A 25,411-nucleotide genomic window follows, 5' to 3' on the forward strand; every position below is an offset into this window, starting at 1 on the left:
TCATGGTATAATATGTTCCGAGCAACAGCCTAACTTCAGTAGAAAGAAGGTTTATGCATTGGCTAAACGTGTTAAAGAACCGAAACCGGACTGGATTCGGATCAAATTGACAACCGGCGATAACTATCAGGAAATGAAAACGATGATGCGTTCCAAAACGCTGCATACAGTATGTGAGGAAGCACGGTGCCCAAATATTTACGAATGTTGGGCCAATCGGACGGCTACTTTTATGATTTTGGGCGACATTTGCACACGGGCATGCCGTTTTTGTGCGGTGAATACTGGCTTGCCGACGGAACTTGATTTGCAGGAACCAGAACGCGTGGCAGAAGCGGCAGAACAGATGAATCTGCAGCACTGCGTAATTACGAGCGTGGCGCGTGATGACCTGAAGGATGGAGGAGCGACGATTTTTGCGGAGACGGTGAAAGCCGTTCGTCATCGTTTGCCTTTATGTAGCGTAGAAGTACTGATTCCAGACTTTTTGGGTGACCGGGATTCCTTGCAGATTGTCATGGATGCCAAACCGGACATCTTGAATCATAACATTGAGACAGTAGAGCGGCTATCGGACAAAGTTCGTGCGAAGGCAAAATACAAGCGTTCACTCGAACTGCTTGCTCGTGCCAAGGAAATGCAGCCAAATATCCCGACGAAATCGAGCATCATGCTTGGTGTAGGTGAGGAATATCATGAAATTTTGCAAACGATGGATGATCTGCGCGCTGTGGATTGTGACATTATGACGATTGGTCAATACTTGCAGCCATCTGAGAAACATCTGTTTGTGGAGAAGTATTATCCGCCAGAGGAGTTCGCATCATTGAAGCAGGAAGGACTGAAGCGTGGATTCAGCCACGTGGAATCCGGACCTATGGTCCGCAGCTCCTACCATGCCCATGAACAAGTGAAATCTGCTGCGAAAAATAGTGAAAAGGCGGCATCTCACGCATGATGGAGGAGACAGGTTTGGAAGAAGAAAAAAGTTCAGAACAGGTTGATGAATCGGTTCAGGAGCCTGTACAGGACAAACCTAAAGAACCGGTTATTGTTCAAATCGGCGGAAAGAATTATGAAATCGTGCAGAACCACAAGGAAGGCTGGAATCCTGAAGTCTTCCGTGACCGTTACAGCGAAGTGCTGGAGCGGTACGATTACATTATTGGGGACTGGGGTTACAGCCAGTTGCGGTTGAAGGGTTTTTACCGGGACAACCACCCCAAAGCAACGAAGGATTCCACAATCTCTAGCATGGTGGACTATATCAATGAATATTGCAATTTTGGCTGTGCGTACTTTGTGCTTCAGAAGAGCAAAGATCAGCCTCAAGCCAAAGCAAAAAGCGGTTCCTGAGAAGGACCGCTTTTTTTGTTGCATACATTTAGTCCAAAAAAGCTGTGCGAACCCTGTTCCAAAACGGATACGGCCGGAAACGAGCAAAGCTGACCTTATGACGAGCCACTTGGCAGCGTACGGATATGAGATCTTCCACCATAACGTTTACGTGGTCAATGGTAAGTAGCAACCGCTGATCCTTACGTGAGAAGATATCACAGTGATGGTGCTTGGGCAAAATAACTGGTGAACCCAGCGTCCGATAGACGCGGTTATTAATCGATGCAATCTCGGCGATCTGAATGGCCTCGATCGTGGGATGCACCATGGCGCCGCCAAGCGCTTTGTTGTATGCCGTACTGCCTGAAGGTGTAGATACACAGATACCGTCACCCCGGAACATCTCAAACGTCACATCATTAATGTCGACCTGGGCAACCACCGTACCGTCTACACCTTTTAACGTAAATTCGTTCAGTGCAATATAAGAGGTATTGCCCGATTTTTTACGAATCTCAAGCTCCAATAGCGGGTACTCCACAATCCGGGGTTTGAGTCGTTCCGGGTCGCCTTTGCCGCTCATTAATCGAACCAGTTCCCGTAATTCTTCCTTCTTCCAATCGGCATAAAAGCCGAGATGGCCTGTATGAACCCCAACAAAAGCGATGTCCGGGATGCGGTCGATGAAATTGTGAAATGCTTGCAGCATCGTACCATCGCCTCCGATGGAGATGACAATCTCCGGCGATTCTGCATCCAGCTTAAACCCTTCCTCTTTTGCCAGCGCATGAAACTGCTGACTGAGATCAATCGATAACTGGTCTCCGCGGTCTTGAACATAGTATCTCAAGATGAAAGCTCCTTTGTGGTCATTATACTACCGATGATAATCAATTCCAGGGAAGAACACAACGTTGGATTGATATTCAGTTGAATATAAACGCACAGGATGGCTTATTTTTTCATACGTCGAGGTAAGAAAAAGGGACTCATCAGAGAAAGTATCAGTAGTAAAAGTAATACGACTCCAAGTACACCAATTCCCGAAAACAGGATCTGTGTCCAATCGGGTGTATACAAAAATAATTCTGGCTTGGCACCGTTTTGGAACAAAACAGGCCATTCTGAACCACCCATCATCGGGAGCCATAGCACAAGTACAAGTATGGGTGCAATGAGAGCGTGAATTGCTCTTGCAAATAAAAAGGGGCCATATCTCATGGGTGTGTTACTCAGGACACTCATGATCTGGGCATGGACGGATAATCCTCCCCAGGAGAGGACAAATGCAGCAGCAGCGGCTTTGTACACGAGCGGAATGGAAATGCCCGCTCCTCCTGCTTCCTTGGCTCCCAAAGTGACTTCAAATAATCCACCTACGAGACTGTGAGATAAGGCAGGGGGAAATCCCGTATATAGAAGCAGTTGTTCCGTAATGGCATATAACCCGCCTAGCCATCCAGTTTGAACGAGTAATTCCAACATAACGGAGAAGAATACAACTAACCCTCCTACGATAATAATAAGGCGAAGGGATGAGGAGACTGCCTGGCGCAGCAATTCACCAAATGCCCGTCCATCAGCCTTTCTTGCCTCGTGCATTGCATAAATGGCTCGGAGCAGTCTGTTTTTGTGTACCTTTTCAGAAGCGGAGGGAGAGTCGCTAATCGACTGTTTATCCTTTACGGAGACATTTCCATGGAAGCGCATGAGCAAGCCCACAAGAAATGCAGCACCATAATGTGATGTGACCAGTATGGGAGCGATAGCTACATTATGAAAAAAACCGACCGATACGGCTCCAATCATGAAGATGGGATCGGATGATGTGGTGAAAGCAACGAGGCGTTCACCTTCTTCCCGAGTAACCAATTTTTGCTCCCACAATTGTGCAGTCAATTTGGCTCCAGTGGGATAACCGGAAGCGCAACTGACGGCAAACACAAAGCCACCACTTCCGGGAACGCGAAATAGCGGACGCATCAAAGGATTTAAGAGTGTACCCAAAAAATGAACAATGCCGAAGCCGAGAAGCAGTTCGGAAAGCACCAGAAAGGGAAAAAGGGAGGGAAACAGCACGTCCCACCAAATGGATAGTCCACGTACACCTGCATGCCAGGTTTCCGTAGGAAACAGCACCATCAACACACACAGGATCAGAAGAGCTAATGGGATCAGGACATGGGTGATTCGTTGTGAAGCGGCCATGAATTCTTCTCCTTTATTTTTGGAATGGTCAGTGTGCAGCAGATCGCTGGTGCTTTTGCCATCAATATATGAGACAAAGCGGACAAACAGTACAAATTAATGTTTAGAAAGCGCTTGCAAAAGTGGCTGTGTTTTTAAGAGATGTATGCTAAAATGATAAAAACGCCTGGACGTCAACTATTTACCTAGAAGGTGGAATTAAATCGGATGGAGTGATGATTATGAGTCTTGTCACCGGAATCCTGGTTTGTGCTTTTGTTTATGTTATACGTGCCTCGCTTGTTCGCTCTGAAGAAGAGGACTGGCGAAGTTATTAATGAAATATTTGGTGCGCCAAACCTCATGTTTGGCGCTTTTTTTGTGCCTTCAGTACGAGATAGACCTGTATAAGTTATGGCTATGTGGAACCATAAGCCTTTCATGTTATATAGGACTTTTGGGATTTTTTTGATAGAATGAAGATAAAGGTGTTCGTGGCCTTGTTCTTCAATCTCCTTTCACAATTAAGCATGGGAGTGTAATATATGTCAAAATTCGACACCTGAAAGGAGGGGGAAGCGGAATGAATCCTAGTTTGAGCATCTACGACAATCTTGGTGGAGAGGCAGGCGTTCGCGCACTGGTCGAAGCTTTTTATCCGATTGTTCAGCAGAATGAGAAGCTGGCACCTCTTTTTCCGGAGAATATTCAACCGGTAATCGACAAGCAATACATGTTTTTGTCTCAGTTCTTCGGTGGTCCTGCATTGTTTTCCGAGGCTTTTGGTCATCCGATGATGCGTGCCCGTCATATGCACTTTGAAGTGACGGTTGAACGGGCAGAAGCCTGGCTTGCATGTATGGATCAGGCGTTGACACAAGTTGGTGTGGAAGAGCCGTTGCATTCTTTCGTCCTGCAGCGATTGTCGGGGCCAGCACATCATTTTGTGAATACACCTTAGTTCCGATTACAAGCTTATGGGAGAGGGATGGAATGAGTGGAATTAGAGCCTCTGTATAAGGTAAAGGTGAAGTGTCATTATTGCGAGACTGAGTATGATACCTCACGCGTAAGACCAAGCTTAAAACGGCCATATCGGACGGATTCCGATTTTTGCGCGTATTACAAGCGGGAAAATCCGGATTTCTATGTTGTTCGAATTTGTCCTGAGTGTGGATTTGCTTCGACAGAGAATTCGACAGAACAATTAAACGATAAACAGCGCAAGGCTTTTAAGGAGCAGATCGGTAATCGTTGGGTGAAACGAGACTATAGCGGAGCGCGGACACTGGAACAGGCGATGGATTCGTACAAGCTTGGACTGCTTGTTGCGCAGGTTATTCAGGAGAAAGATCGTGTCGTTGCAGGCCTGCTGCATCATATTGCCTGGCTGTATCGGTACATGGAGGATCATACCCAGGAAAACCGTTTTCTTGAATTTAGCCTTGAGGCTTATGTAAAGGTTTATGAACGGGAAGGTACTGGCGGGAATGAAGCCAAGCTTCTTTATCTATTGGGAGAGTTGAACCGCAGAGTAGGTCGATTCCATGAGGCTGTAAAATGGTTCGGCAGGGTTATTCATGACAAGCGCATTACCGATGCAGCCATGATTCGTGCTTCGCGAGAGCAGTGGGCATTACTGCGGGAACAAATGATTTCGAGCAAGTTGGAATTGCCAGATGAAATGATTGAAGCAGACAAAGAGGCTGCGAAACGCAGCCCCATTTGATAAGTGACAGTTGTTCTCTAGTTGCGGACAGGACGACTGGACAGCAGGTAATCACTATCGTTGTCGATCACAGTCATGCTGGCATTACAACAAGGAAAGACCAGTAATTTCTTTTTGCCTTCGCGAATGCGTACAAGCTCCTTTGGTTTGAGTGGCAGCAGTACATTGTTTGCATGGCAGTACGGACATTGCTGTACATAAATGTCCCCCATTACAATATCGTAAGGCCAGCTGTTCTCAAAGGGGATCATTCTTGCTCGCCTTCCGTAGAGGCAGGTTTAGCCGCTTCTTCTTTGGCCAACTCGGCGATTTTCTGCATCAGGATATGCTGCGGCATATGCATCAGATGTTCGAGGGGAACACCCAGAGATTCTGCTAATTTGACGGCTGTGTCAGCCGAGACTTGTAAAGGTTTCATACGATTACCTCCTGAAAATAGCTTAAACTATTTCTCTAGTATAGAGATATAGCGCTTATAAAACCAGTTCTAATTCAAGGTTAATTATCCATTCTACTGAGAGAGGTGCCTTATTTAAATGAAAACACCATTACAACCCGTCTGGGATCTGGAGTCCATTTTTAGTGGAGGTTCTGCCTCTGAGTCATTCGCTGCGTATCTGATTGAGCTGGAGCAGGATGTACTTAAGCTGCAAGCCCTTTTGAAAGATACACCTGCACCCAAGTCTCTGGAAGAAACGAATGCGTTTGATCCGATCCTAGATCTGCTGCAGAGCTGTTATATCCGAATTTCGGAAGGGTCGGCATTTGTGTCCTGTCTTTCTTCACAAAACCAAAAGGATAAAAAAGCAGTTCAGCTTCAGGGAACCATTAGTTCTCTTGCCGCGATGTTGAACAGTACCAAGTCCCATTTCGACAATACACTTAGCCAGACGACAGACTCTGTATGGGAAGCATGGATTGCTCGGGAAGATATTCAGCCGCTTGCCTTCGCACTGAACGAGAGCCGCACGCTAGCTCGTGAGAAACTGTCACCTGAACTTGAAGGTCTTGCGCTCGATCTCGGCGTAGATGGTTACCATGGGTGGGGCAAATTCTATAACACTATTGTAAGCAAGGTGAACATCCCATTTGAACAAAATGGTGAAACGGTGATGTTATCCGCAGGTCAGGCTGCCAATAAGCTGAGCGACAGTGACCGAAATGTGCGCGAGACTGTATTCGCTAACTGGGAACAGGCTTGGACGGATGTCGAAGACTTCTGCGCAGATACATTAAACCATCTCGCCGGTTTCCGTCTCAAATTGTATGAGAAGCGCGGCTGGGATGACATTCTCAAGGAACCTTTGGCGATCAACCGGATGTCGCGCCAGACTCTTGATACGATGTGGGACGTAATTAACGGTGCCAAACCTGCATTGGTTCGATATTTGGAGCGCAAGGCGAAACTGCTAGGTGTAGAGAAACTCAGCTGGAGTGACGTAGATGCACCCGTAGGCAAGTCGGGTGGAAAAGTCACATATGACGAGGCAGCTATCAATATTGTTGATCAATTCGCCAAGTTCAGTCCCAAACTTTCCAAATTTGCAGAGATGGCGTTTGAGAAACGTTGGATCGAAGCAGAGGACCGTGCTGGTAAGCGTCCAGGGGGATTCTGTACGTCCTTGCCACTCAGCAAAGCAACACGTATTTTCATGACCTTCTCTGGGACGCCGTCGAATGTGTCGACACTTGCTCATGAACTTGGTCACGGATATCATCAGCACATTATGGAAGAACTGCCAGCCTTGAATCAACGCTACGCCATGAATGTGGCGGAAACGGCATCTACCTTTGCTGAGCTGATTGTAGCCGATGCTCTGGTTCAAGCAGCAACGGATGAGCAAGAGAAGCTAGCTCTGCTTGAAGACAAGATTCAACGAAGCGTTGCGTTCTTCATGAATATTCACGCTCGTTTCCTGTTCGAAAATCGGTTCTATGAGCAACGCAAACAAGGGTTGGTGAATGCAGATGAGTTGTCCAAACTGATGGTGGAAGCACAGCAAGAAGCGTTCTGTGGTGCACTTTCATCCGATCATCCGCATTTCTGGGCATCCAAGCTGCATTTCTATCTGACAGGTGTACCATTCTACAATTTCCCGTATACGTTCGGGTATATGTTCAGTGCAGGCATATACGCCAGAGCGCAGGAGGAAGGTACGGCATTTGCCGATAAATACGATGATTTGCTGCGAGATACGGGCCGAATGACGGTAGAAGAACTGGCTCAGAAACATCTGGGTACAGATCTTACACAACCTGATTTCTGGCAAAATGCAGCGAACCTGGTCATTGCCGATATTGATCAATTTCTTGAGATGACAGAATCCGCAAAATAGTATTCCTATATATGTAATGAGGCTGCAATCCTGTGTAAATGTACACGGGATTGCGGCCTTTTTTAGTGTTTTTTAAAGCTAAGCTCTCGCTAAATATTTTGTCGCAATTGAGAGAAATAACTCGCTAAAAGCACGCAAAATGGCAATTAATTGTGCAAATTATAGTCATAATTACCCAAGTTTGTTTGACTTTGTTGAATGACCACATTTGTTGTCATATAATGAGTCGTAAGTCCTTGTTTTGTAGGATGAAGTGCATAAAGGAGGAGCGTTATGGTAAAAATTGACCAGCTTTCATTAGCACGACAGTTGGATCTGGTGTTCAAAGAGCTTGATCATGAATTATCAGGGTTAGATTCAGGTGTAGTTTTTGTGCAAATACGAAATAATGTAATTGGAAAGTTTGGGATTCGACATAATCCGATAACCGGACGTGACGGTCAAATGGAAGTGGAGGACGGTGGGCTAAATGAAACCCAACGCTCTTCTTTCCGCGCAATGGCACTGGAAACTTTGAAATTCAAGCGAAATTGGACTCATGGAGAAATTGCATATGATTTTACAGTAAGACAAGGCATGATTTTGGTTGATGCCACGATGGAGTCCAACTATAATATGGCGAACCTGATGATTCGTTATCCAAGAACCAATACATACATGGATTCAGGCATGGAGTCGTCTTCATAATTGTGAAGAGCACACAGGAAAGCGGCACTTCCGAGGAAGGCCGCTTTTTGTTCTTGCATATGCGAGCACGAATTACGAGCTTACGAACGACCCGATAATTGCTGCTCAGCGATTTGGACCAGACGTTTAGTGATGTAACCACCCAGAGAACCTGTCTCACGGGAAGTGTAGTTACCATAGTAACCGTCTTGGGGAATTGTTACACCCAGCTCTTGTGCAGCTTCAATTTTCAATTGTTGCAAAGCTGCAGTTGCTTGAGGAACAACCAGATTGTTTGAAGAATTTCTGCTTCCTTGGTTTTGACCTCCGTACATGTGTGTCACCTCCTTATGGCTTGGTGATGTTAGTATGGTTAGAGAATGAGGAAATATGCATGATATGGCGTAAGGGAAAATTTGGATATAAAAGATAAGATATAACATGAAAAAAGCCGACCCAGTATGGATCGGCTACATAGAATAAAAGGAAAAAGTAGGAGCTATGTCCCATAGAAGTCGCCCGAGAGTACAAGATTCTACTCGGTTGGCGGAACAATCTCAATACGTGTGAAAAGTTCAACGGGCTGTTCTGGTTCCAGACGAATCAGTCCCGTTTGCTCGTCTGTTAAATTTAAATTGGGTGCATCAGGAAGCCAGGTATACGGTTCAATGCATAGAAATTGATCAGATTCTCCCTTTGTAAAGAGGACCCAATGTTTGAAATATGCTTCATCCGCTGAATATTTAAGCGTGTATCCATCCTGCCTGCGCAAGTGAGCTACTGCTGGTTGCCCATCGGCAGCTTTCAAAAGGGTATCCCAGTTTCGTCCTTGCATGTTCATACCTTCGTTCAATGAAGACCATTCTCCGAGAGATTCAATCTCACCTGTAGGCAGTTGTTCTTCATTCTGAGCGTAAATTCCGGACACAGGAAGTTGAAGTGACCATTCGGCAGGTTTACCGTCAAGCAGAAACCATGTATGATATCCCATTCCAAAAGGAGCAGGAGTAGAGCTCAGATTGGTCACACGCAGACGCTGGCTTAACACCGCGTTTTGAAGTCTGAACGTCATCTCAAGCTTCAAAGGAATTGGAAATTGAGCCATCCAATGCTCTTCATTTTCAGTTAATAATTCCGTTGTAATTGCACAGCCATCTTCATCTTCTTCGATGTCGCTGACACACCAGGACTGGCTGCGGTGGAGGCCGTGAATATGGTTGTCATTGGCCGTATTCTGATCGAATTGGTAATGAACTCCCTCATATTCGAATTGTCCTCGATGAATGCGGCCTGGCGGAACAAGAAGCGGAACGCCGAAGTGATACGGCTTCTGTAAATAAAAGGCAAGTTCATCTTCTTCCGGACTGCGAACGACATCGCGGCCCTGCACCAGATCGCGAATCGAGATAATATTATTTCCAAGACGCGGCAGCAGGGTAATCTCCAATTCACGGCTATGTAGGATATACGTGTCGTAACCATTCCATTGGCCTTTGGTCACTTGTTTCATATCGATGCTCCTTTTCCCACTTGAAATCTGTCTGCAAACGGCCATTCCTATATGCCGTTGCAGGCGTGTCATTGTGTACATGCCATTTATCCCATTAGCATACCGAATGAATGCTGGTGATTAGGATAAGCAATTCCATCATAACAGATTTCAGTGAAGTGGGTAAAAAAAGCTATTCCCATTTTGACATTCTGGTCCGCGCGGATTAAGATGGTATTCTGAACGATGCGTTTTATCCAATGAATGATAATCAAAGCGATGACAGGGACAAGTAAGCTAAGAGAACTCTCTTCAGAAAGCCGGTGGATGATGTGAACCGGTGTGAACTCTTTACCGAATGGACCCTTGAGTGCTGGCTTGAACAGGCAATGTCTGAAGTTTGGACTACCCTTAGTAGAATCGGACGTATACTCCACGTTACGGAGAAATGAAGGCATTTCTTCTACATGATCTAATTAGGTCTAGAGGAATGGAGAAATGCGAATAAGGGTGGCACCACGGTCTCACGTCCCTTGCGGATGTGGGCCTTTTTGCGTTCGCGGAGAATTAGGAACAAACAAATAGGGAGGCGTTATGTGAAATGAAAACAGTACTTTCGGGAATTCAGCCGAGTGGCAAGCTCACATTGGGTAACTACATCGGAGCAATTAAAAACTTTGTGAAATTGCAGCATGACTACCAATGTCACTTCATGGTGGTTGATCTCCACGCTGTAACGGTAGCTCAAGAGCCAGCAGCGCTGCGTGAGCAATCTGAGGCGGTAGCTGCCTTGTTTATCGCAGCTGGAATCGATCCTACGAAATCCAATGTATTTCTGCAATCCCATGTACCGCAGCACGCGGAATTGGGCTGGTTGATGACTACACTGACATCGATGGGCGAGCTCGAACGCATGACTCAGTTCAAGGACAAATCATCTGGTAAAGATTCCGTTGGCGCTGGGCTGTTTGTCTATCCTTCATTAATGGCTGCTGATATTTTGCTGTATAATGCTGATCTTGTGCCAGTTGGCGAAGACCAAAAGCAGCATCTGGAATTGACACGTGATCTGGCGGGACGCTTTAACCATCGTTATGGTGAGTATTTCACGATTCCAGACCCGTATATTCCACAGGTGGGTGCTCGGGTAATGTCACTGGATGATGCTTCTTCCAAAATGAGCAAAAGTAATCCCAATGCAGGCAGCTACATTGCCTTGCTTGATCCGCCAGATGTGATTCGCAAAAAAATTAGCCGTGCCACAACCGATTCCGGTCGTGAAGTTGTATATGATCCGGCAAACAAACCTGAAGTCAGCAACCTGATGAGTATCTATGCTGAATGCGCAGGTCTGTCATTGAAAGAAGTAGCGGAGCGCTATGAAGGCAAAATGTATGGTCCATTCAAAAAAGAACTGGCTGAAGTGGTCGTATCTGTTATTGAACCTTTACAAGAACGGTATCGTGAGATTCGTGAGTCTGGCGAATTAGCTGACATCCTGGAAACTTCAGCTCGTCGCGCAGAAGCGGTGGCTTCCCAGACACTTCATGCAGTTAAAGAACGTATGGGGTTTGTTCCTAGACGTACGTTGTAGTAGGACGAGGCAAGTAACTTAAAGTAAATGAATTATTCACATAATAAAGAGGAGCTCTGATGGGGCTCCTCTTTAATTATCGTTTCGTACTATCCTATGAAGTTTACCGGGTCAAGAGGCTGTTTCCGAAGTGGTACGTGCTTCACGACGCTCTTTCTTTGCGCGAATAACAAATCCCCAGCCGATGTTGGCAACGGACACGACAAACAGCAACGTAGCCAACCAGCCGGAGTAAGAGATCATAATCGCCGTAACCGCTAACAACATAATCGAAGAGAATGCAAACCATAGCGATAAACCTTTGCTCATTGGGAAAAACCTCCATATAGAAATTTGATGAAATTCCGTATAACCTGAAGCGCACGAGCCATAATAATCTTGCAAGCTTGCAATTACATTACAGACACAGATTGAAGGGAGATTTTAAATATGGCTCAAGGATCTCGTTCTAACAACTTGGTGGTACCTCAAGCAAACTCAGCATTGCAACAATTGAAAATCGAAGCTGCACAAGAACTGGGTGTAACTATCCCACAAGACGGTTACTACGGTAACTACACTTCCCGTGAGACAGGATCTCTGGGTGGGTACATCACCAAACGTCTGGTACAAATCGCTGAGCAGTCTCTGGCTGGGTCTGGCAAATAATTATTATAACCAAAAAGCAACAAGCAGAAGCCCGGAGCGGAAACGCTCCGGGCTTTCTCGCGCATTCGTTCCTATGTCTGATTGTGCCCTTCCATGCACCTTTCGTCAAGAGCGTGCGGATAAAAGTTTTTTATTCATTTTCTCGTCACTTAACCAGCCGACATACGTATCAATCGTTTCGAAATTTCGATCCATAACGACTACAGCGACAAATGGGTACTGTTTGCGGTGTCGATAACGCACATCCGCCCAGCGAACCTTGTATCCTGCTGGTAATTCTTCCACCTCTGCAACAGCATAGGAGGTGAAGTACAGAAACGCAGTGACTTCAGGAGAGTTGCGTGAGGCGGCGACAGCCGCGTGAGTAGACGATGAAGCATGGAGATTCCAGGTTAAGACGGAATGGTCCATTTTGCCAATCTCATAACTGCCGTCTTCAAATCTTTTCACTACATGCCATCGGTACCAGGATATTGTTGGGATGACCATGTAATGAGCCTTAGAATTATTTTTGTCGAGTCGTTTCACCTGTCTAACAGCCATAGCACGTGCTATTGTCCGCCATACATAATACAAGCCAATCAAAATATACAGTGAAACAAAGAGTGGAGCAGGGGCGATCAGATCGAAGGCCCATAACAATATGGCCAGCACATGTGTGGTAAACAGAAACGGATCAAAAATATGAATGATGTTCCAGGCAATCCAGCGTTCTGTAAAAGGCCGTGCTGCCTGAGTTCCATAGGTATTGAACAAATCGGTAAAAACGTGAACGCCAACGGCGACAGCAGTCCAAGCCGCGACGTGTCCAACAGCGACACCCGGGAAGATCAGTGCAATGACACCGGTGATGAGCAGTACCCATAACAGGAGAAATGGCAGTGAATGGGACATACCCCGGTGATTCCGGATGTAGAGCGAGTTGCTTTTGAGACGTAACGCAGTATCGATGTCAGGAGCCTGCGAGCCTGCAATGGTTCCAACCATGACCGCAGCTGCGAGCATGGGACTCGTCGCGACAACAGGATCGACATAAGCCAGACCGGCCAAACCAATCCCCATGACAAAATGTGTAGAAGTATCCATAAACGTCTCCTTTGTGTGGTGTATCGTTAATGCGAGTTGCTTCTCTATCTAGGTGATACCCATATATAGTGTATATTATCCGCCTACCGGGAAGCAAAACACCCTAATTTCCAAAGATATGACAAGAACCTGCTCAATTGACAGCAATTGTACGAGCATTGTCAAACTATTTTTCCTTTTCCTGTGATAAACTTTATATCGGAGGCGAAAGAGAGAAACCTCCATGAGATCAAGAAGAAGGGGGATTCACAAGCGTGGACAATCCATTGAGATACCAGGCTTCTTCCGATTCGGCAACACGATCTGCGCCTCCGATGAAGTCAGGGACGTGGAAAGATTTTATCCATATTACGAAACCAGGCATTCTTCGAACCAACCTTATTGCGGTTTTTGGTGGCTTTTGGCTTGCATCCCAGTGGGACGTCAACTACGGCAAAATGCTGCTGACCCTGCTTGGAACGGTACTGATTATGGCTTCTTCTTGTGTATTTAACAATTACTTTGACCGTGAACTTGATCTCAAAATGGAACGTACCCGCAACAGGTCCTTGCCAACAGGACGTTTAACACCCAAAGTCGTTTTATCCTATGCCATTATTTTGGGTGTGATTGGATTATCCGTACTCTTTTCCTTCTCCGGGGTACTTGCCGGATTATGCGGCATTTTTGGCATGTTTGTCTATGTGATTATGTACACCCTTTGGTTAAAACGTTCGTCGACATGGAGCACCTCCATTGGCGGTCTGTCTGGTGCAATGCCACCAGTCATCGGTTATGTCGCAGTAACTGGACGGATGGATCTTGGTGCATGGCTGCTTCTGGCCATGTTGTTTTTATGGCAGCCTCCACACTTCTGGGCGCTCGCGATCCGTAGGGTGGAAGATTATCGGGCTGGTGGATTTCCGCTATTACCGGTGGTAAAGGGTATTGAACGGACCAAGATTCAGATGATTCCTTATCTGGTTTTGCAAATCTTTGTCCCAGTTCTCATGTATGCTTACGGGTATGCAGGAATTTTCTATCTTACCGTTTCACTGATACTTTCCGTGCTGTGGCTGTACTACGCACTTAAAGGCTTTCGTGCACAAAATACAGATGCCTGGGCCAAAAAGGTATTCCTTTACTCCATTAACTATCTATCTTTGAGTTTTATATTGATGATTCTGGATACAGTGCACAAATGAGCAGCATGAAATGCTTTAATAAACATTAGATGGGCACGGGTCCGTGGAACAGCTACAATAACAAGGGGGCCCATTGTCGGTTGGGTTCTTGGTATACATATGCATCAAAGTAGTATGGGAATGAGGAAAAGTCATTAAAAACACGATTCAAGTCCATGAATTTTATAGAGAACTGCTTCAACTTTTATGTATGCGTATTCATATGATCTGATATCGGAAGGGACGATAATGATGCTGAAAAAGTATAAATGGACATGGATGCTGTTAGGGCTTGCACTAATTATGGCGGTGTATTTAATGTGGGGCACCGTATTTGCCAGCAAGGAAAAGTTACCCGAAATTCGGGAGATTCAATCCTTTTCGATGGAAAATGTGGATGGAAGTACAGTATCTCTGGATGATACCAAAGGCAAGGTACGTTTGTTCTACTTTTATTTCACCAGTTGTCCGGATGTGTGCCCAATTACGACGTTTACGTTATCCCAGGTGCAGGATCTGTTGAAAGAGGACGATACCTTTGGCAAGGATGCCTCATTTGTATCTATTTCGTTTGATCCAAAAGTGGATACCAAGGAGAAGATTAAGGAATTTGCAGATCGATTCCACGCGGATTATGAAGGCTGGTACTTCTTGCGGGGGGATATGGATCAAACGAAGGAGCTCGCCAGGGATTCATTCCAGATCCTCATTGAGGGTGAGAACAAGGATGATTTTGCCCACATGAACATGATTGGATTGGTGGATCGGAATAACCAATTGCGTAAGGTATACAATGCGTTTAATACAGAGGATGTTGAACCAGCAGTCATTGCGGAAGACATTCGCAATCTGATCAAGGAATAAAGATGCGTTCATTATAATCGCCAAATAAAGAGGCTGCTTCCTGGGTTGAATGAATACCCGGCGAGCAGCCTCTTACGGTTTAAAACGATGGGAATTCAGGATATTGGATATACGATTCCAATCCGGCTTTCTCCAGCTGGGCGATGATGTATTCATCGGGAGTTCCCTCTACACCCGCATAACCACGTCGTGTATACATCTGTACTGCATCCGGGAAGGCATCTCGTAGCACACCCCTGATTTTTTTGCCCGAACTGTCATTATCCATAAATAAGTAGACCTCATCGTAACCAACCTGTTTGCGCAGCGACTCAAGCTTGAGAGAATTCAGTGTTCCAAATGTGCACAAAATGTTGATTTCGGGTCCTACAAGACGTTTTAGTTTGCTGCGGTCGTTTTTACCTTCCACAATGACATGAATAGGCATCATATTCACCTCTTGATCGAGAGCTTATGTCGACATTCCCCGGGAAATGTTGCAGCGGAAATCGACTGGATTATATAAAATGGACTTTCTAATTTTTACACGAGTGACTACGTTGACAGAAACATCTTTGATTTCTAACTTTCAGCAACAGTGGCTGTTCCGTTTACGGATCGTCCATTCCTAATGAAGATATTTAAGAAGAGATCTTGAAGATGAAGAAGTCGCCTTGTTCGTGTGTAAAACATCAGTCCATTTTATATAGTTTAGCTGTAAATGGGGGAATGATGCAAAGCCAAGAAAAATACTAGCCTTTCTGTTGTCAAAGAGTACGGATAGTAGATCATTCTGATACGGTTAACCCAGTATGCTTTTAGGATCAGATAGGGAAGCTTCGCGTCTGGCTGTGAAATAAGGGAGCAGCATAATGCCGATCATCAATAATACAAAAGCAATGAAATACGGCGATAAACCCACACGAAGCTGTCCTGCTGTGATTGGGCCGATGAAAGAACCGATGGAGGTAGCAATGGATTGCAATGAGAAGATACGACCCAGCTTGTTTCCACCGCTTAAATGAATAAAGAGTGTTGCCATGGCTGGGAAAATAATGCCTTTGGACATCCCCAGAACGAAAAGCACGGAAGACAACGGAATCTGTGGTATCGCCGCCATAGCAAAGAAACATAAAGACATCAGCAGCACACCTGCAATCAACCGCAGTTTGGGAGAATAACGGTTGAGAAATAGCATGCTCAGGGTAAATAGTGCTCCAATACTGATAATGGAAAACAAAAGTCCGGTAGACATCATGGACGAATGTCCGCCTCCACGCAGTGGCAGTTCAAAAAACAGAATTCCTTGGGCACAGGCAATGACAAGGGGTAGAGCAAAGTACCGCCAGGATACGGGCAGGAATTTTCTTTTTTCTTCAACCAGGTTGCTAGGCATGGCGGGCTCGGTCACTTTTTCGTGCTGAACTTCAACGAGGCCTTTGGGCATGGATAACCATGCGATAACACCAGACAGTATGAGCAGATAACCGAGACTTGCAAAGGTGGCCGAAAATCCTAAAGCTCCCACGATCAATGCGCCTGCGGCGGGGGACACCACGGATGCCAGCGTATGTACAACGCCATGGCCTGACATGTACTTACCTTGCTTGATTGGATCACTTGACAGCTGCGCAAGCAATGCGAGACAGGCCGGAGAGAGAAAAGCAAGTACAAACCCGCTGATGGAGCGCAGGGCGAGCAGCTGCCATGGCGTATGGATTTGTGCCTGGATAAGCAAAATGATGCCTGCACCCAGTAAACTGAATACAATGTAACGACGACTGCCATGTTTGTCGATTTGGGTTCCGGCAATCAGATTGCCTGGGAGATGAGTCAAGGAATAGATGCCCATCATCCAGCCGATGAAGGTCGGGGCTGCCCCGAGCGAGATAGCGAAAGGGGTCAAGATTGGATACTGCGCGTGCAGATCAAAAACAGCAAGGAACAAAAATAGATATAGCCAGATGGCCGTTTTCACATAAGCCCCTCCTTGTTAAGCGATGCATGTTCAATAACTGGTCATGATGTGTTCCCCGTTCCTTGGACAGAACCTCATGGTACTACTTGTACGCCCGGCGGGACGAACTTAGACCGTTTATTTTTACATAGGAGGCTTAGCTGACAGCAGCTTCGGAAATCATGTATAATATTCGGGAGTGTTAATAATCAACTCTAATACGGAAGGTGTAGTCATGAACATAGAAGTAATCAAAGAGTTTGTGATGCAGAACTGGCTGGTGATTGTGGTTGCGTTGATCATTTTGTTCTTTGTTCTGAACGTGGTCAAAACCGTATTGAAATGGGCGATTGCCATCATCATTATTGCGGCTCTACTGATATACAGCGGCATCTCCATTGATCAGATCAAACAGACAGTTACTGACGTTCAATCAAGTACGATGGACACATTGAAGAAGGAAGCGACCAGTATGATGCTCAAAGAAGCTTCCAAAGCAACATACACCAAGGGACAGGATGGGGCATTTACCATCACAAGCCCCAATGTGGAGATTAAGGGTAGAACGAATTCGGATAAAGTCGATGTTACATTCCGGGGGATCTCCGTGGGTGAATGGAAGGTCGACAATGAAACGATACGAACTTTTGTCAAACAGGCACAGGAGAACGGAACAGCACCGGCTTCGTAGTAAAGGAGGAATGAATACGTGCTGCAAAGTTGGCTGGATAGTCTGAAAGAATTCAATGGCATAACGATTATGCTGCTGCTGATTGTGGCCGCTTCATTGCTTCAGGGGTGGTCCAGAGGTGCTTCGCGTTCGGCAGGAAGACTCTTTGGATTCCTCATGGATGGCATTATGGCGGTCATTGGTATTTTGTTATCTATTGGTTTAACCTTATGGCTTGCGCCATATGTTCAGCAATGGTTATCTGTGCATGCGGCAGACATGCCTAACCGTGAATTGAACCGATGGGAGCAGATGTATTATACATTGATTACGGCCATTGCTGATTTTCCGCTGATGCGGTTTGCCGTGTTGTTTGTGATTAGTTATGGCTTCATCCGATTGGTTCTCGGATTGCTCTCTTCCCTTATTTTCAGCAGAAGATACAGTTCGGCAGAGCAAGAGAGCAGACCCAAAGGATTTTTCAGCCGTATTACGGGTGCTGTGATTGGTACAGTTATTGGCTCCGTCCGCGGGATGATTGTGATTGCCGTATTGTTCATGATTGTCAGTCTCTATCCGGGCAGCATGTTTAGTCGCTATGTAGAGGCTTCACCTATTTATATGCAAGGAGCCAAATCTGTTATAGAGCCATTATCAGGTACATTCATCAAGGACAAGTTGCCCGTATTTACGCAAGCCGTGCAAAAGGAACTTGGGGCGATCCTGCAACGCAAATATGAAGTCATTGACCATAACATTCCGGCGGATATTGAATCTGCGGCAAAAGAAATTGTGAAAGGTCAAACGACAGATGAAGCCAAAGCCAGGGCATTATATGACTGGGTAGGTTCTCGCATTCAATATGACTATGGCAAAGTGGATGACTATGAGCAAAAGGGCATATGGCACGAGCAGACGCCACAAAATACATTTGATACACGTCAAGGCGTATGTATCGATTACGCTCGTCTATATGCGGTCATGGCTCGTTCACAGGGTCTCGAAGTCAAAGTGGTTACAGGGCTTGGTTATAACGGGCAGGGTGGATATGGTCCGCATGCCTGGAATGAAATATATTTGAGTGATTCGGAAAGCTGGATTCCGCTTGACCCCACTTGGGCGATTAGTGGCGATTGGTTCAATCCTCCTAACTTTGCCGATACCCATCTGAAAGATCAATCAGCTTAACATTACGCCGGACATGGGTCCGGGAGATGACGACGTTGCCAGGTTATCATGCCGAGGCTGTACAGCCTGGACGGTATGCATCAAGTCATGAAAGAGGTAGGATGAATGAACAATCATTCAAAAGAGAAGGACGAACTTACGGACAAGAGGCGCTTCAGTTACCGGATGAACGTATTTTTCTTCGCTTCCTTTGTTATTTTTAGCGTTATTATTGTACGTTTGGCGTTTTTGCAATTCGTGGAAGGGCCTGAGCTCAGTCAGGAGGAAGCGAGCAACATTACCAAAGATGTACCGCTCGCTCCCGTGAGAGGAACCATCTATGATTCCACGGGCGAGGTGAAGTTGGCTTACTCCAAGCCGATTCAATCCTTGTATCTGACTTTATACAAAAACTATGGGGATGTGGATGGCAAGCCTAATCCGAATATAGCGGAAGTGGAGGACATCGCCACCCGGCTGCATGATGTTTTTGAGCAGTATAAGAAAAAGGATTCCGAGGCCCTTACGGTCGACAACATCTTAGAAGCAATGGACCTCAATTCGCGCAAAGCGAATGGGTTCATGCCACGTCTGATCAAGAGTGATCTGTCCGATGAAGAAGTGGCTTATTTCCTGCAGCACAAGGATGAATTCAAGGGAATTCAGATTGTAGAGGAAAGTGTGCGTTACTATGATCCGGATACGGTAGCCGTTCAGACGATTGGTTATCTCAAAAAGTTCAAAAGCTCCAAAACATTGGATAAATACAAAGAGGTTGATGAGGCCAATAAAAAGCAAACGGACCCAGGTCTTGTATATACCGAGAATGAGTTTGTTGGCTTTGATGGACTGGAACTGCAATATCAGGATGTTCTGCGGGGAAAAAGTGGTTATAACTCCGTTGATGTTGACTTGCGGAATTTGCCTGAAGGTGTAGCGGGCTCTACCCCACCCGAAAAAGGGTACGACCTGATTACAACGATTAACAAAAATGTTCAGGTGAAGACAGAACAGGCGATACTGGATCAACTAAGCTGGCTGCATACACATCCAGTTTCAGGTAAGCTGCATCCGAATGCCAAAACAGGTTTTGCGGTAGCTATGGAAGTGGATACAGGGAAGATTGTTTCGATTGCCAGTATGCCAGATTATGACACGAATATCTGGAGAACGGGTAGTATTAGCAACGATCAATATGATGACATCAAGTATGTATATCAAAATGGTACAATTCGCTCGTTCCCGCCCGACGATTCTAAAAAACGAGCTGAATCTATCGTATTACTCGGTTCAACGATTAAACCGCTTAGTGTATTGATCGGTTTGAAAGAAGGATTTTTCACAACAAATACGGTGTATTCAGACCGTGGTTCAACGACTTTCGGTGGAGATAACCGTAGAGTACAGAACTCATCGGGACACGTGTATGGGTCGTTAACTCCCCATGATGCGATTCGACATTCCTCGAACGTGTTCATGATTGATGAGATTGGCAAGAAGCTTTACTCCCAATATGGCGCAGAGGGAATCAATGTTTGGGATAAATACATGAAGCAGTTCGGTCTGGGTGTATCCACTGGGATTGATCTGCCGAATGAATTCTTGGGTATTCGGGATTATATGAACACCGATGAAAGTTCACTAACTCGACTTGTTTATGGCTCCTTTGGACAACAAGGGAAATATACAACGATGCAGCTGGCACAGTATGCTACGATGCTAGCGAATAAAGGAAAACGCATGGAGCCACAATTAGTCAGTGAGTTCCGTGATTCGGAAGGCAATGTGGTTGAGAAAATGAAACCGAAAGTGCTCAGCACAGTCGATTTTAATGATGCTTACTGGAATGAAGTACAGCGAGGCATGGCAACCGAAGTAACGGCATTTAGTGGATTCCCTTATGACTTTGCAAGAAAAACAGGTACATCCACACAGTTAGTCGGAGGCAAATTGGTGGATAACGGGGTATTTATTGCTTACGCTCCACGCAACAATCCGAAGCTGGCTGTAGCCGTGGTTATTCCTGAAGGGGGCTTTGGTTCGAGCAGTGCCGCCCCTGTTGCACGTGCGATCTTCGACGCATATGACGAGGAGTTTGGTCTGGACGGTGTACCGAAGAAAGATAAAAATAAGGAATCAGATACACAGTAATGTAAGTCGTTGATTTCAAAAGAAGGGACCCTTTTAAGGGTCCTTTTTACGTTTGCCAGGACTAAAAGGCCACTTTCCCACAAGCTGCTGCATATCAGTATGTAACAAACATTGTGCATGCCACGTTATATAAGAGAATGAAAATTTATTTCAAAAGTAAAGAGATTAACGATATGTCTGTATTGACATCGTTTCGAAAGTATCACCATATGTCTATTCTGTTTACGAAAATGTAACCAAAATCTGGAGGACATGGCAGTTGACCTTTGATAGACTTGTAAAAGGAAAGGTATGTTACTTGAACCGATTGATGCAATATGCGTGATAGATGAATCTACTTTTACATAAGAACGGAGAGGCTTATCCCATGTTTAACCGATTGAGGAAAAAGAAAATGTCCAATGAAGATACACCAGTCAACAACAAGCCGTCTAGTGTAAGAATGAATGTGTTTTTTTTCGCTGCGTTTGTGATATTCAGTATCCTCATTTTCAGGTTAGCCTTTGTGCAATTTGTGGAGGGACCTGAACTGACCTATATGGAAACCAGCCGAAATACTAAAGATATTCCGCTCGCTCCTGTTCGTGGGCCAATCTACGATGCGACAGGGGAAGTCGCGCTGGCTTATTCGGAGCCTGTGCAGTCCCTCTATGTATTGTTGTATGAGGATTATAGAAATGATGACCGCAAGCAGGAGGCACAGGAACTCGCAGATGAACTGGCGGCTGTGTTTAAACAGTTTAATCCGGGGGACAAAGAACAACCCGATGCAGAAGAGATCTTAAAACGCTTGGATCTGGAATCTCAGAAGGCACATGGGTATACTCCTCGTCTGGTGAAATCTGATCTCAACATGAAAGAAATTGCTTATTTTATGGAGAAAAAGGCCGAATATCCAGGTGCTATGGTTCTTGAGGAAAACGTAAGAAAGTATGATCCAGATAGGGTAGCAGTTCAGGTGATCGGATATACACGAGAGTTCAAGGGCCAACAGGACAACTTGGATAAGTATAGAGAAATCAGCAAATCTGAAGCAACAGAACGCGACCCGGGATTGCGCTATACTCAGCAAGAAAAAGTTGGAGTTGATGGCCTTGAATTTCAATATCAGGAGGAGCTTCGTGGGCGTAGCGGCTACCAATCCATTGATATTAATTTGCGTAATTTGCCAGAGGGTACGATGCAACAGACTCCGCCGGAGAAGGGATACAGTCTGGTCTCCACAATCAATAAGGAAATTCAGATGGCAGCACAGCAGGCAATAACGGATGAATTGCGTAAGCTTCCGAAAGCCGTTACGGGATATGCGGTAGCCATGGAAGTGGATACTGGCAATGTAGTGGCTATGGCGAGTATGCCCGATTATGATCCGAATGACTGGGATTATGACAAGATCAAGTACGTTTATCGCAACGGAACGATGGCTTCCTTCCCGCCGGACGATTCGAAAAAACATACTGAATCCGTTGTACTGCTAGGTTCCGTAATCAAGCCACTCAGTGTATTGATTGGATTGAAAGAAGGACTATTTACGACCGGGCAGACCTATCCCGACCAGGGATATGCCATTTTGGGGAAAGACGGGAGAAAAGTGAGGAACTCCCATTCTGCATATAATGGCAATATTACAGCGAGACGGGCTATTGAGAAATCTTCCAATGCCTTTATGATTGATATGGTTGGCAAAAGACTTCTAAATAAATATGGCTCGGATAAAGGGCTTGATGTTTGGCACGAGCACATGCAGGAGTTTGGCTTGGGTGTATCAACTGGTGTTGACTTGCCTGGTGAATTCTTGGGCAGACTTGAGTATAAAAACAAAGATGAATCGGCTCTTACACGTCTTGCTTTTGCCTCATTTGGTCAGCAAGGTAAATATACAACGCTTCAACTTGCACAATATACCACGATGCTTGCTAATAAGGGCAAACGAATGGAACCTCATTTGGTGAAGGAAATCCGTGATGCCGATGGCAATGTGGTCAAAAAAATCAAACCAAAAGTGTTAAACGAGGTTGATTTTGCGGATGTATACTGGAATGAAGTGCATAAGGGCATGGTCACCAGAGTGAGTTCGTTTGAAGGGTTCCCCTACGATTATGCGAGAAAAACAGGAACCTCGGAGCAGGGAACAGGACCGAACAAAAAGGAAAACGGTGTATTTATCGCATTTGCACCACGGGATAATCCGAAGTTGGCTATAGCGGTTGTTGTGCCCGAAGGTGGCTTTGGATCGGTCAGTGCGTCTCCGATTGCACGTAAAATTTTCGATGCTTACGATGAAGTGTATGGCCTTGATGGGACTCCAAAAGGGAAGAAAGATCAGGGGAAAGATACAGAGTAGCGATGAAGTAGCTCAAAGAAAATAGGACAGAAGATAAGCGAGAAAGAAAACAGGTTAATTAAATCGCCAAAATACTCATTGGGACAGGCAGGGGAAATTATCCCTTGCCTTTTTATTTTGCATCAGCTAAAATTTGCACAAGGGAAACATTATTAGTCTTGTGTAAATTTTAATACCTTGTACAACAAAATTAGATGAGGACAATTATGTTAGGAGAGGGAAAGGGGCGGTTTGGATTGTTGATGGTGAAGATGAGGAGCATTCAGAGAGGGTTAATGACACTGACAGCTGTTGTTCTGGTTATCGTGCTAACAGCGTGCTCAAGTGCAGCGGAAACAGGAGGTAGTGAAGGGAAGGTACAGGTTACAGCAACAACAGGCATGATTGCGGATGTAGCGCGTGAAGTCGGCGGGGCATATGTTGATGTTACCGGGCTAATGGGCCCAGGGGTAGATCCTCACTTGTACAAGGCTTCGCAGGGAGATATTCGGAAGCTGGAGCAAGCGAAGGTTATCTTCTATAACGGGCTGCATCTCGAAGGAAAAATGACAGACATCTTGGAGAAAATGTCCAAGAGCAAAATAGTAACAGCTGTCACGGAGAACATTCCGGTGGATGAATTGCGATCAGGGGAAGATACAGGCGGAACGGAATATGATCCACACGTCTGGTTTGATGTCAGCCACTGGATGCATGCCGCAGAAGCTGTGCGCGATACACTCATGGAAGCAGACCCTGAACACGCAGAAGAATACAAGGTACAGGCGGAGCAGTATCTAACAAAACTGGAGGCATTGGATTCCGAGGTGCGGGAAAAAATCCAGGAGATACCGGAAGCCAGTCGGGTATTGGTTACGGCGCATGATGCCTTTGGATACTTCGGCCAAGCTTATGACATGAAAGTGATGGGGCTCCAAGGAATCAGTACAGCAGCAGAGTATGGAGCGAGGGATGTCAGTGAGTTGCGAGATTACCTTGTGGAAAATAATATCAAAGCGGTATTTGTAGAATCCAGCGTACCGGCAAAAGCGATGGAAGCGATTATTGCTGGGGCAGCCGAAAAAGGACATACCGTAAGTATTGGTGGTGAACTGTTCTCGGATGCAATGGGTGCTGAGGGAACAGAAGAAGGAACGTATATCGGTATGATCCGCCACAACACTCAGACGATTGTAGAAGCTTTAAAATGATAAACGATATGAAGAGAGGAGTGGACAGAGCATGAGCGATACATTTTTATCCGAAAAATCTCAACCACAACTAAATGCTAACCATCTGAAGGGAACACAGCCTACATCAGCTCCGCTTAGTGTTCGGGACCTGGCGGTGGCTTACCATAAAAAGCCGGTGCTCAGTGGGGTATCTTTTGACATCCCGGAAGGTCAGTTGATTGGTATTCTTGGTCCCAATGGGGCCGGGAAATCAACCTTGATCAAAGCGGTTCTGGGACTAGTGCCTAAAATGCACGGCGAAGTAAAAATTTTTGGTCAGTCCTACCGAGAACAGCGTCGCCGCATCGGCTACGTACCTCAGCGTGAATCTGTTGATTGGGATTTCCCAACACACGCCCTCGATGTTGTCATGATGGGGCGTTATGGACATCTGGGCTGGTTCCGCCGTCCAGGCAAAAAAGAACGGGATCTGGCAGCTCACTGCCTGGAGCAAGTGGGCATGGGTGATTATATGTACCGCCAGATCAGTCAGCTATCCGGAGGACAGCAGCAGCGTGTCTTTCTGGCAAGAGCACTGGTACAGGATGCGGAATTGTATTTCATGGATGAGCCGTTTGCAGGTGTGGATGCTACAACGGAGAAAGCTATCATTTCACTGTTGGAACAGTTAAAGAAGCAAGGGAAGACCGTACTGGTTGTTCACCATGATCTGGCGACAGTAGAGGAATATTTCGACCATGTGTTGCTGCTTAATGGAAGGCTGGTTGCAGGTGGCCCCACAAATGAAGTATTTGTACCGGATACTTTGCAAGAGACGTACGGAGGCCGGATAGCGATGATTGGAAGCCGGTCGGAGAAAGGCCAGGTGTAG

Annotated in this window: 26 protein-coding genes and 1 other annotated feature; of the genes, 16 read left to right on the forward strand and 10 right to left on the reverse strand. The window is 45.8% G+C overall.

The window, feature by feature from the left end; all coding sequences use genetic code 11:
* The first annotated feature begins 58 nt into the window (after positions 1-58).
* On the forward strand, positions 59-958 hold the full coding sequence (gene lipA, locus HP548_RS05295; RefSeq protein WP_175381116.1) for a lipoyl synthase: 900 nt from the start codon (positions 59-61) through the stop codon (positions 956-958).
* 14 nt (positions 959-972) lie between these two features.
* A complete protein-coding gene (locus tag HP548_RS05300; protein WP_246317946.1) occupies positions 973-1,356 on the forward strand; it encodes a YutD family protein in 384 nt (127 codons plus the stop codon).
* 28 nt (positions 1,357-1,384) lie between these two features.
* Here the strand turns inward: HP548_RS05300 and HP548_RS05305 are convergent, their stop codons facing one another.
* Together HP548_RS05305 and ylbJ are read right to left on the reverse strand one after the other, a co-directional pair.
* The gene (locus HP548_RS05305) at positions 1,385-2,188 is read right to left on the reverse strand and encodes an NAD kinase (RefSeq protein ID WP_024634403.1); all 804 of its coding nucleotides are present in this window, start codon (positions 2,186-2,188) and stop codon (positions 1,385-1,387) included.
* A gap of 104 nt (positions 2,189-2,292) precedes the next feature.
* Positions 2,293-3,546: a sporulation integral membrane protein YlbJ gene (ylbJ, locus tag HP548_RS05310; protein WP_175381117.1), complete on the reverse strand. Its 1,254-nt coding sequence runs from the start codon at positions 3,544-3,546 to the stop codon at positions 2,293-2,295.
* Between the two features lie 562 nt (positions 3,547-4,108).
* Between ylbJ and HP548_RS05315 the strand changes: the two genes are divergently transcribed.
* Positions 4,109-4,486: a globin domain-containing protein gene (locus tag HP548_RS05315; protein ID WP_024634405.1), complete on the forward strand. Its 378-nt coding sequence runs from the start codon at positions 4,109-4,111 to the stop codon at positions 4,484-4,486.
* Positions 4,487-4,522: 36 nt separating this feature from the next.
* Positions 4,523-5,254 carry a DUF2225 domain-containing protein gene (locus tag HP548_RS05320; protein WP_063566144.1) on the forward strand — a complete coding sequence of 244 codons (732 nt, stop codon included), beginning with the start codon at positions 4,523-4,525 and terminating at the stop codon, positions 5,252-5,254.
* Positions 5,255-5,271: 17 nt separating this feature from the next.
* On the opposite strand, the gene HP548_RS05325 is transcribed toward HP548_RS05320, so the two are convergent.
* The gene (locus HP548_RS05325; RefSeq protein WP_063566143.1) at positions 5,272-5,505 is read right to left on the reverse strand and encodes a hypothetical protein; all 234 of its coding nucleotides are present in this window, start codon (positions 5,503-5,505) and stop codon (positions 5,272-5,274) included.
* A complete protein-coding gene (locus tag HP548_RS05330) occupies positions 5,502-5,672 on the reverse strand; it encodes a YycC family protein (RefSeq protein WP_064506463.1) in 171 nt (56 codons plus the stop codon). The genes HP548_RS05325 and HP548_RS05330 overlap by 4 nt, the downstream gene beginning before the upstream one ends.
* 118 nt (positions 5,673-5,790) lie before the next feature.
* On the opposite strand from HP548_RS05330, the gene HP548_RS05335 reads away from it, so the two are divergent.
* Positions 5,791-7,590, forward strand: a complete 1,800-nt coding sequence (locus tag HP548_RS05335) for a M3 family oligoendopeptidase (RefSeq protein ID WP_175381118.1) — start codon at positions 5,791-5,793, stop codon at positions 7,588-7,590.
* A gap of 273 nt (positions 7,591-7,863) precedes the next feature.
* Positions 7,864-8,277 (forward strand): hypothetical protein, encoded by a 414-nt coding sequence (locus HP548_RS05340; RefSeq protein WP_063566141.1) that lies wholly within the window; start codon positions 7,864-7,866, stop codon positions 8,275-8,277.
* An 80-nt stretch (positions 8,278-8,357) separates the two neighbouring features.
* On the opposite strand, the gene HP548_RS05345 is transcribed toward HP548_RS05340, so the two are convergent.
* Positions 8,358-8,591, reverse strand: a complete 234-nt coding sequence (locus HP548_RS05345) for an alpha/beta-type small acid-soluble spore protein (RefSeq protein ID WP_076290933.1) — start codon at positions 8,589-8,591, stop codon at positions 8,358-8,360.
* Positions 8,592-8,791: 200 nt separating this feature from the next.
* Entirely contained in the window at positions 8,792-9,766 is a 975-nt protein-coding gene (locus HP548_RS05350) for an aldose 1-epimerase (RefSeq protein WP_076290932.1), read from the reverse strand.
* 249 nt (positions 9,767-10,015) lie between these two features.
* Positions 10,016-10,282, forward strand: a binding site (T-box leader).
* A 64-nt stretch (positions 10,283-10,346) separates the two neighbouring features.
* Between HP548_RS05350 and trpS the strand changes: the two genes are divergently transcribed.
* Positions 10,347-11,339, forward strand: coding sequence for a tryptophan--tRNA ligase (gene trpS, locus HP548_RS05355; RefSeq protein WP_099858023.1), 993 nt, complete (start codon positions 10,347-10,349; stop codon positions 11,337-11,339).
* Positions 11,340-11,450: 111 nt separating this feature from the next.
* Here the strand turns inward: trpS and HP548_RS05360 are convergent, their stop codons facing one another.
* Positions 11,451-11,648 carry a hypothetical protein gene (locus tag HP548_RS05360; protein ID WP_063566137.1) on the reverse strand — a complete coding sequence of 66 codons (198 nt, stop codon included), beginning with the start codon at positions 11,646-11,648 and terminating at the stop codon, positions 11,451-11,453.
* Positions 11,649-11,768: 120 nt separating this feature from the next.
* On the opposite strand from HP548_RS05360, the gene HP548_RS05365 reads away from it, so the two are divergent.
* Complete coding sequence (locus HP548_RS05365) at positions 11,769-11,987, forward strand: alpha/beta-type small acid-soluble spore protein (RefSeq protein WP_017692386.1); 219 nt, start codon at positions 11,769-11,771, stop codon at positions 11,985-11,987.
* A 105-nt stretch (positions 11,988-12,092) separates the two neighbouring features.
* Here HP548_RS05365 and HP548_RS05370 read toward each other — a convergent pair whose 3' ends face one another.
* The gene (locus HP548_RS05370) at positions 12,093-13,073 is read right to left on the reverse strand and encodes a metal-dependent hydrolase (protein WP_099858024.1); all 981 of its coding nucleotides are present in this window, start codon (positions 13,071-13,073) and stop codon (positions 12,093-12,095) included.
* Positions 13,074-13,327: 254 nt separating this feature from the next.
* On the opposite strand from HP548_RS05370, the gene cyoE reads away from it, so the two are divergent.
* Both cyoE and HP548_RS05380 read left to right on the forward strand, forming a co-directional pair.
* On the forward strand, positions 13,328-14,257 hold the full coding sequence (gene cyoE / locus HP548_RS05375) for a heme o synthase (RefSeq protein ID WP_076290929.1): 930 nt from the start codon (positions 13,328-13,330) through the stop codon (positions 14,255-14,257).
* Between the two features lie 231 nt (positions 14,258-14,488).
* A complete protein-coding gene (locus HP548_RS05380; RefSeq protein WP_175381119.1) occupies positions 14,489-15,100 on the forward strand; it encodes an SCO family protein in 612 nt (203 codons plus the stop codon).
* A gap of 79 nt (positions 15,101-15,179) precedes the next feature.
* Here the strand turns inward: HP548_RS05380 and HP548_RS05385 are convergent, their stop codons facing one another.
* Complete coding sequence (locus HP548_RS05385) at positions 15,180-15,527, reverse strand: toprim domain-containing protein (RefSeq protein ID WP_024631255.1); 348 nt, start codon at positions 15,525-15,527, stop codon at positions 15,180-15,182.
* 354 nt (positions 15,528-15,881) lie between these two features.
* Positions 15,882-17,057 (reverse strand): MFS transporter, encoded by a 1,176-nt coding sequence (locus HP548_RS05390; RefSeq protein ID WP_076290927.1) that lies wholly within the window; start codon positions 17,055-17,057, stop codon positions 15,882-15,884.
* A gap of 214 nt (positions 17,058-17,271) precedes the next feature.
* On the opposite strand from HP548_RS05390, the gene HP548_RS05395 reads away from it, so the two are divergent.
* The 6 genes from HP548_RS05395 (at position 17,272) to HP548_RS05420 (ending at position 25,411) form a co-directional block, all read left to right on the forward strand.
* Entirely contained in the window at positions 17,272-17,727 is a 456-nt protein-coding gene (locus tag HP548_RS05395; protein ID WP_076290926.1) for an ATPase, read from the forward strand.
* 69 nt (positions 17,728-17,796) lie between these two features.
* On the forward strand, positions 17,797-18,894 hold the full coding sequence (locus HP548_RS05400; RefSeq protein WP_076290977.1) for a transglutaminase domain-containing protein: 1,098 nt from the start codon (positions 17,797-17,799) through the stop codon (positions 18,892-18,894).
* A 105-nt stretch (positions 18,895-18,999) separates the two neighbouring features.
* Positions 19,000-21,024, forward strand: coding sequence for a peptidoglycan D,D-transpeptidase FtsI family protein (locus HP548_RS05405; protein WP_076290925.1), 2,025 nt, complete (start codon positions 19,000-19,002; stop codon positions 21,022-21,024).
* Between the two features lie 367 nt (positions 21,025-21,391).
* Positions 21,392-23,368 carry a peptidoglycan D,D-transpeptidase FtsI family protein gene (locus HP548_RS05410; protein WP_246317947.1) on the forward strand — a complete coding sequence of 659 codons (1,977 nt, stop codon included), beginning with the start codon at positions 21,392-21,394 and terminating at the stop codon, positions 23,366-23,368.
* Between the two features lie 242 nt (positions 23,369-23,610).
* A complete protein-coding gene (locus HP548_RS05415; RefSeq protein ID WP_099858136.1) occupies positions 23,611-24,558 on the forward strand; it encodes a metal ABC transporter solute-binding protein, Zn/Mn family in 948 nt (315 codons plus the stop codon).
* Between the two features lie 31 nt (positions 24,559-24,589).
* Positions 24,590-25,411 carry a metal ABC transporter ATP-binding protein gene (locus tag HP548_RS05420; RefSeq protein WP_246317948.1) on the forward strand — a complete coding sequence of 274 codons (822 nt, stop codon included), beginning with the start codon at positions 24,590-24,592 and terminating at the stop codon, positions 25,409-25,411.

The sequence above is a fragment of the Paenibacillus taichungensis genome, from assembly GCF_013359905.1.
Taxonomy (GTDB): Bacteria; Bacillota; Bacilli; order Paenibacillales; family Paenibacillaceae; genus Paenibacillus; species Paenibacillus taichungensis.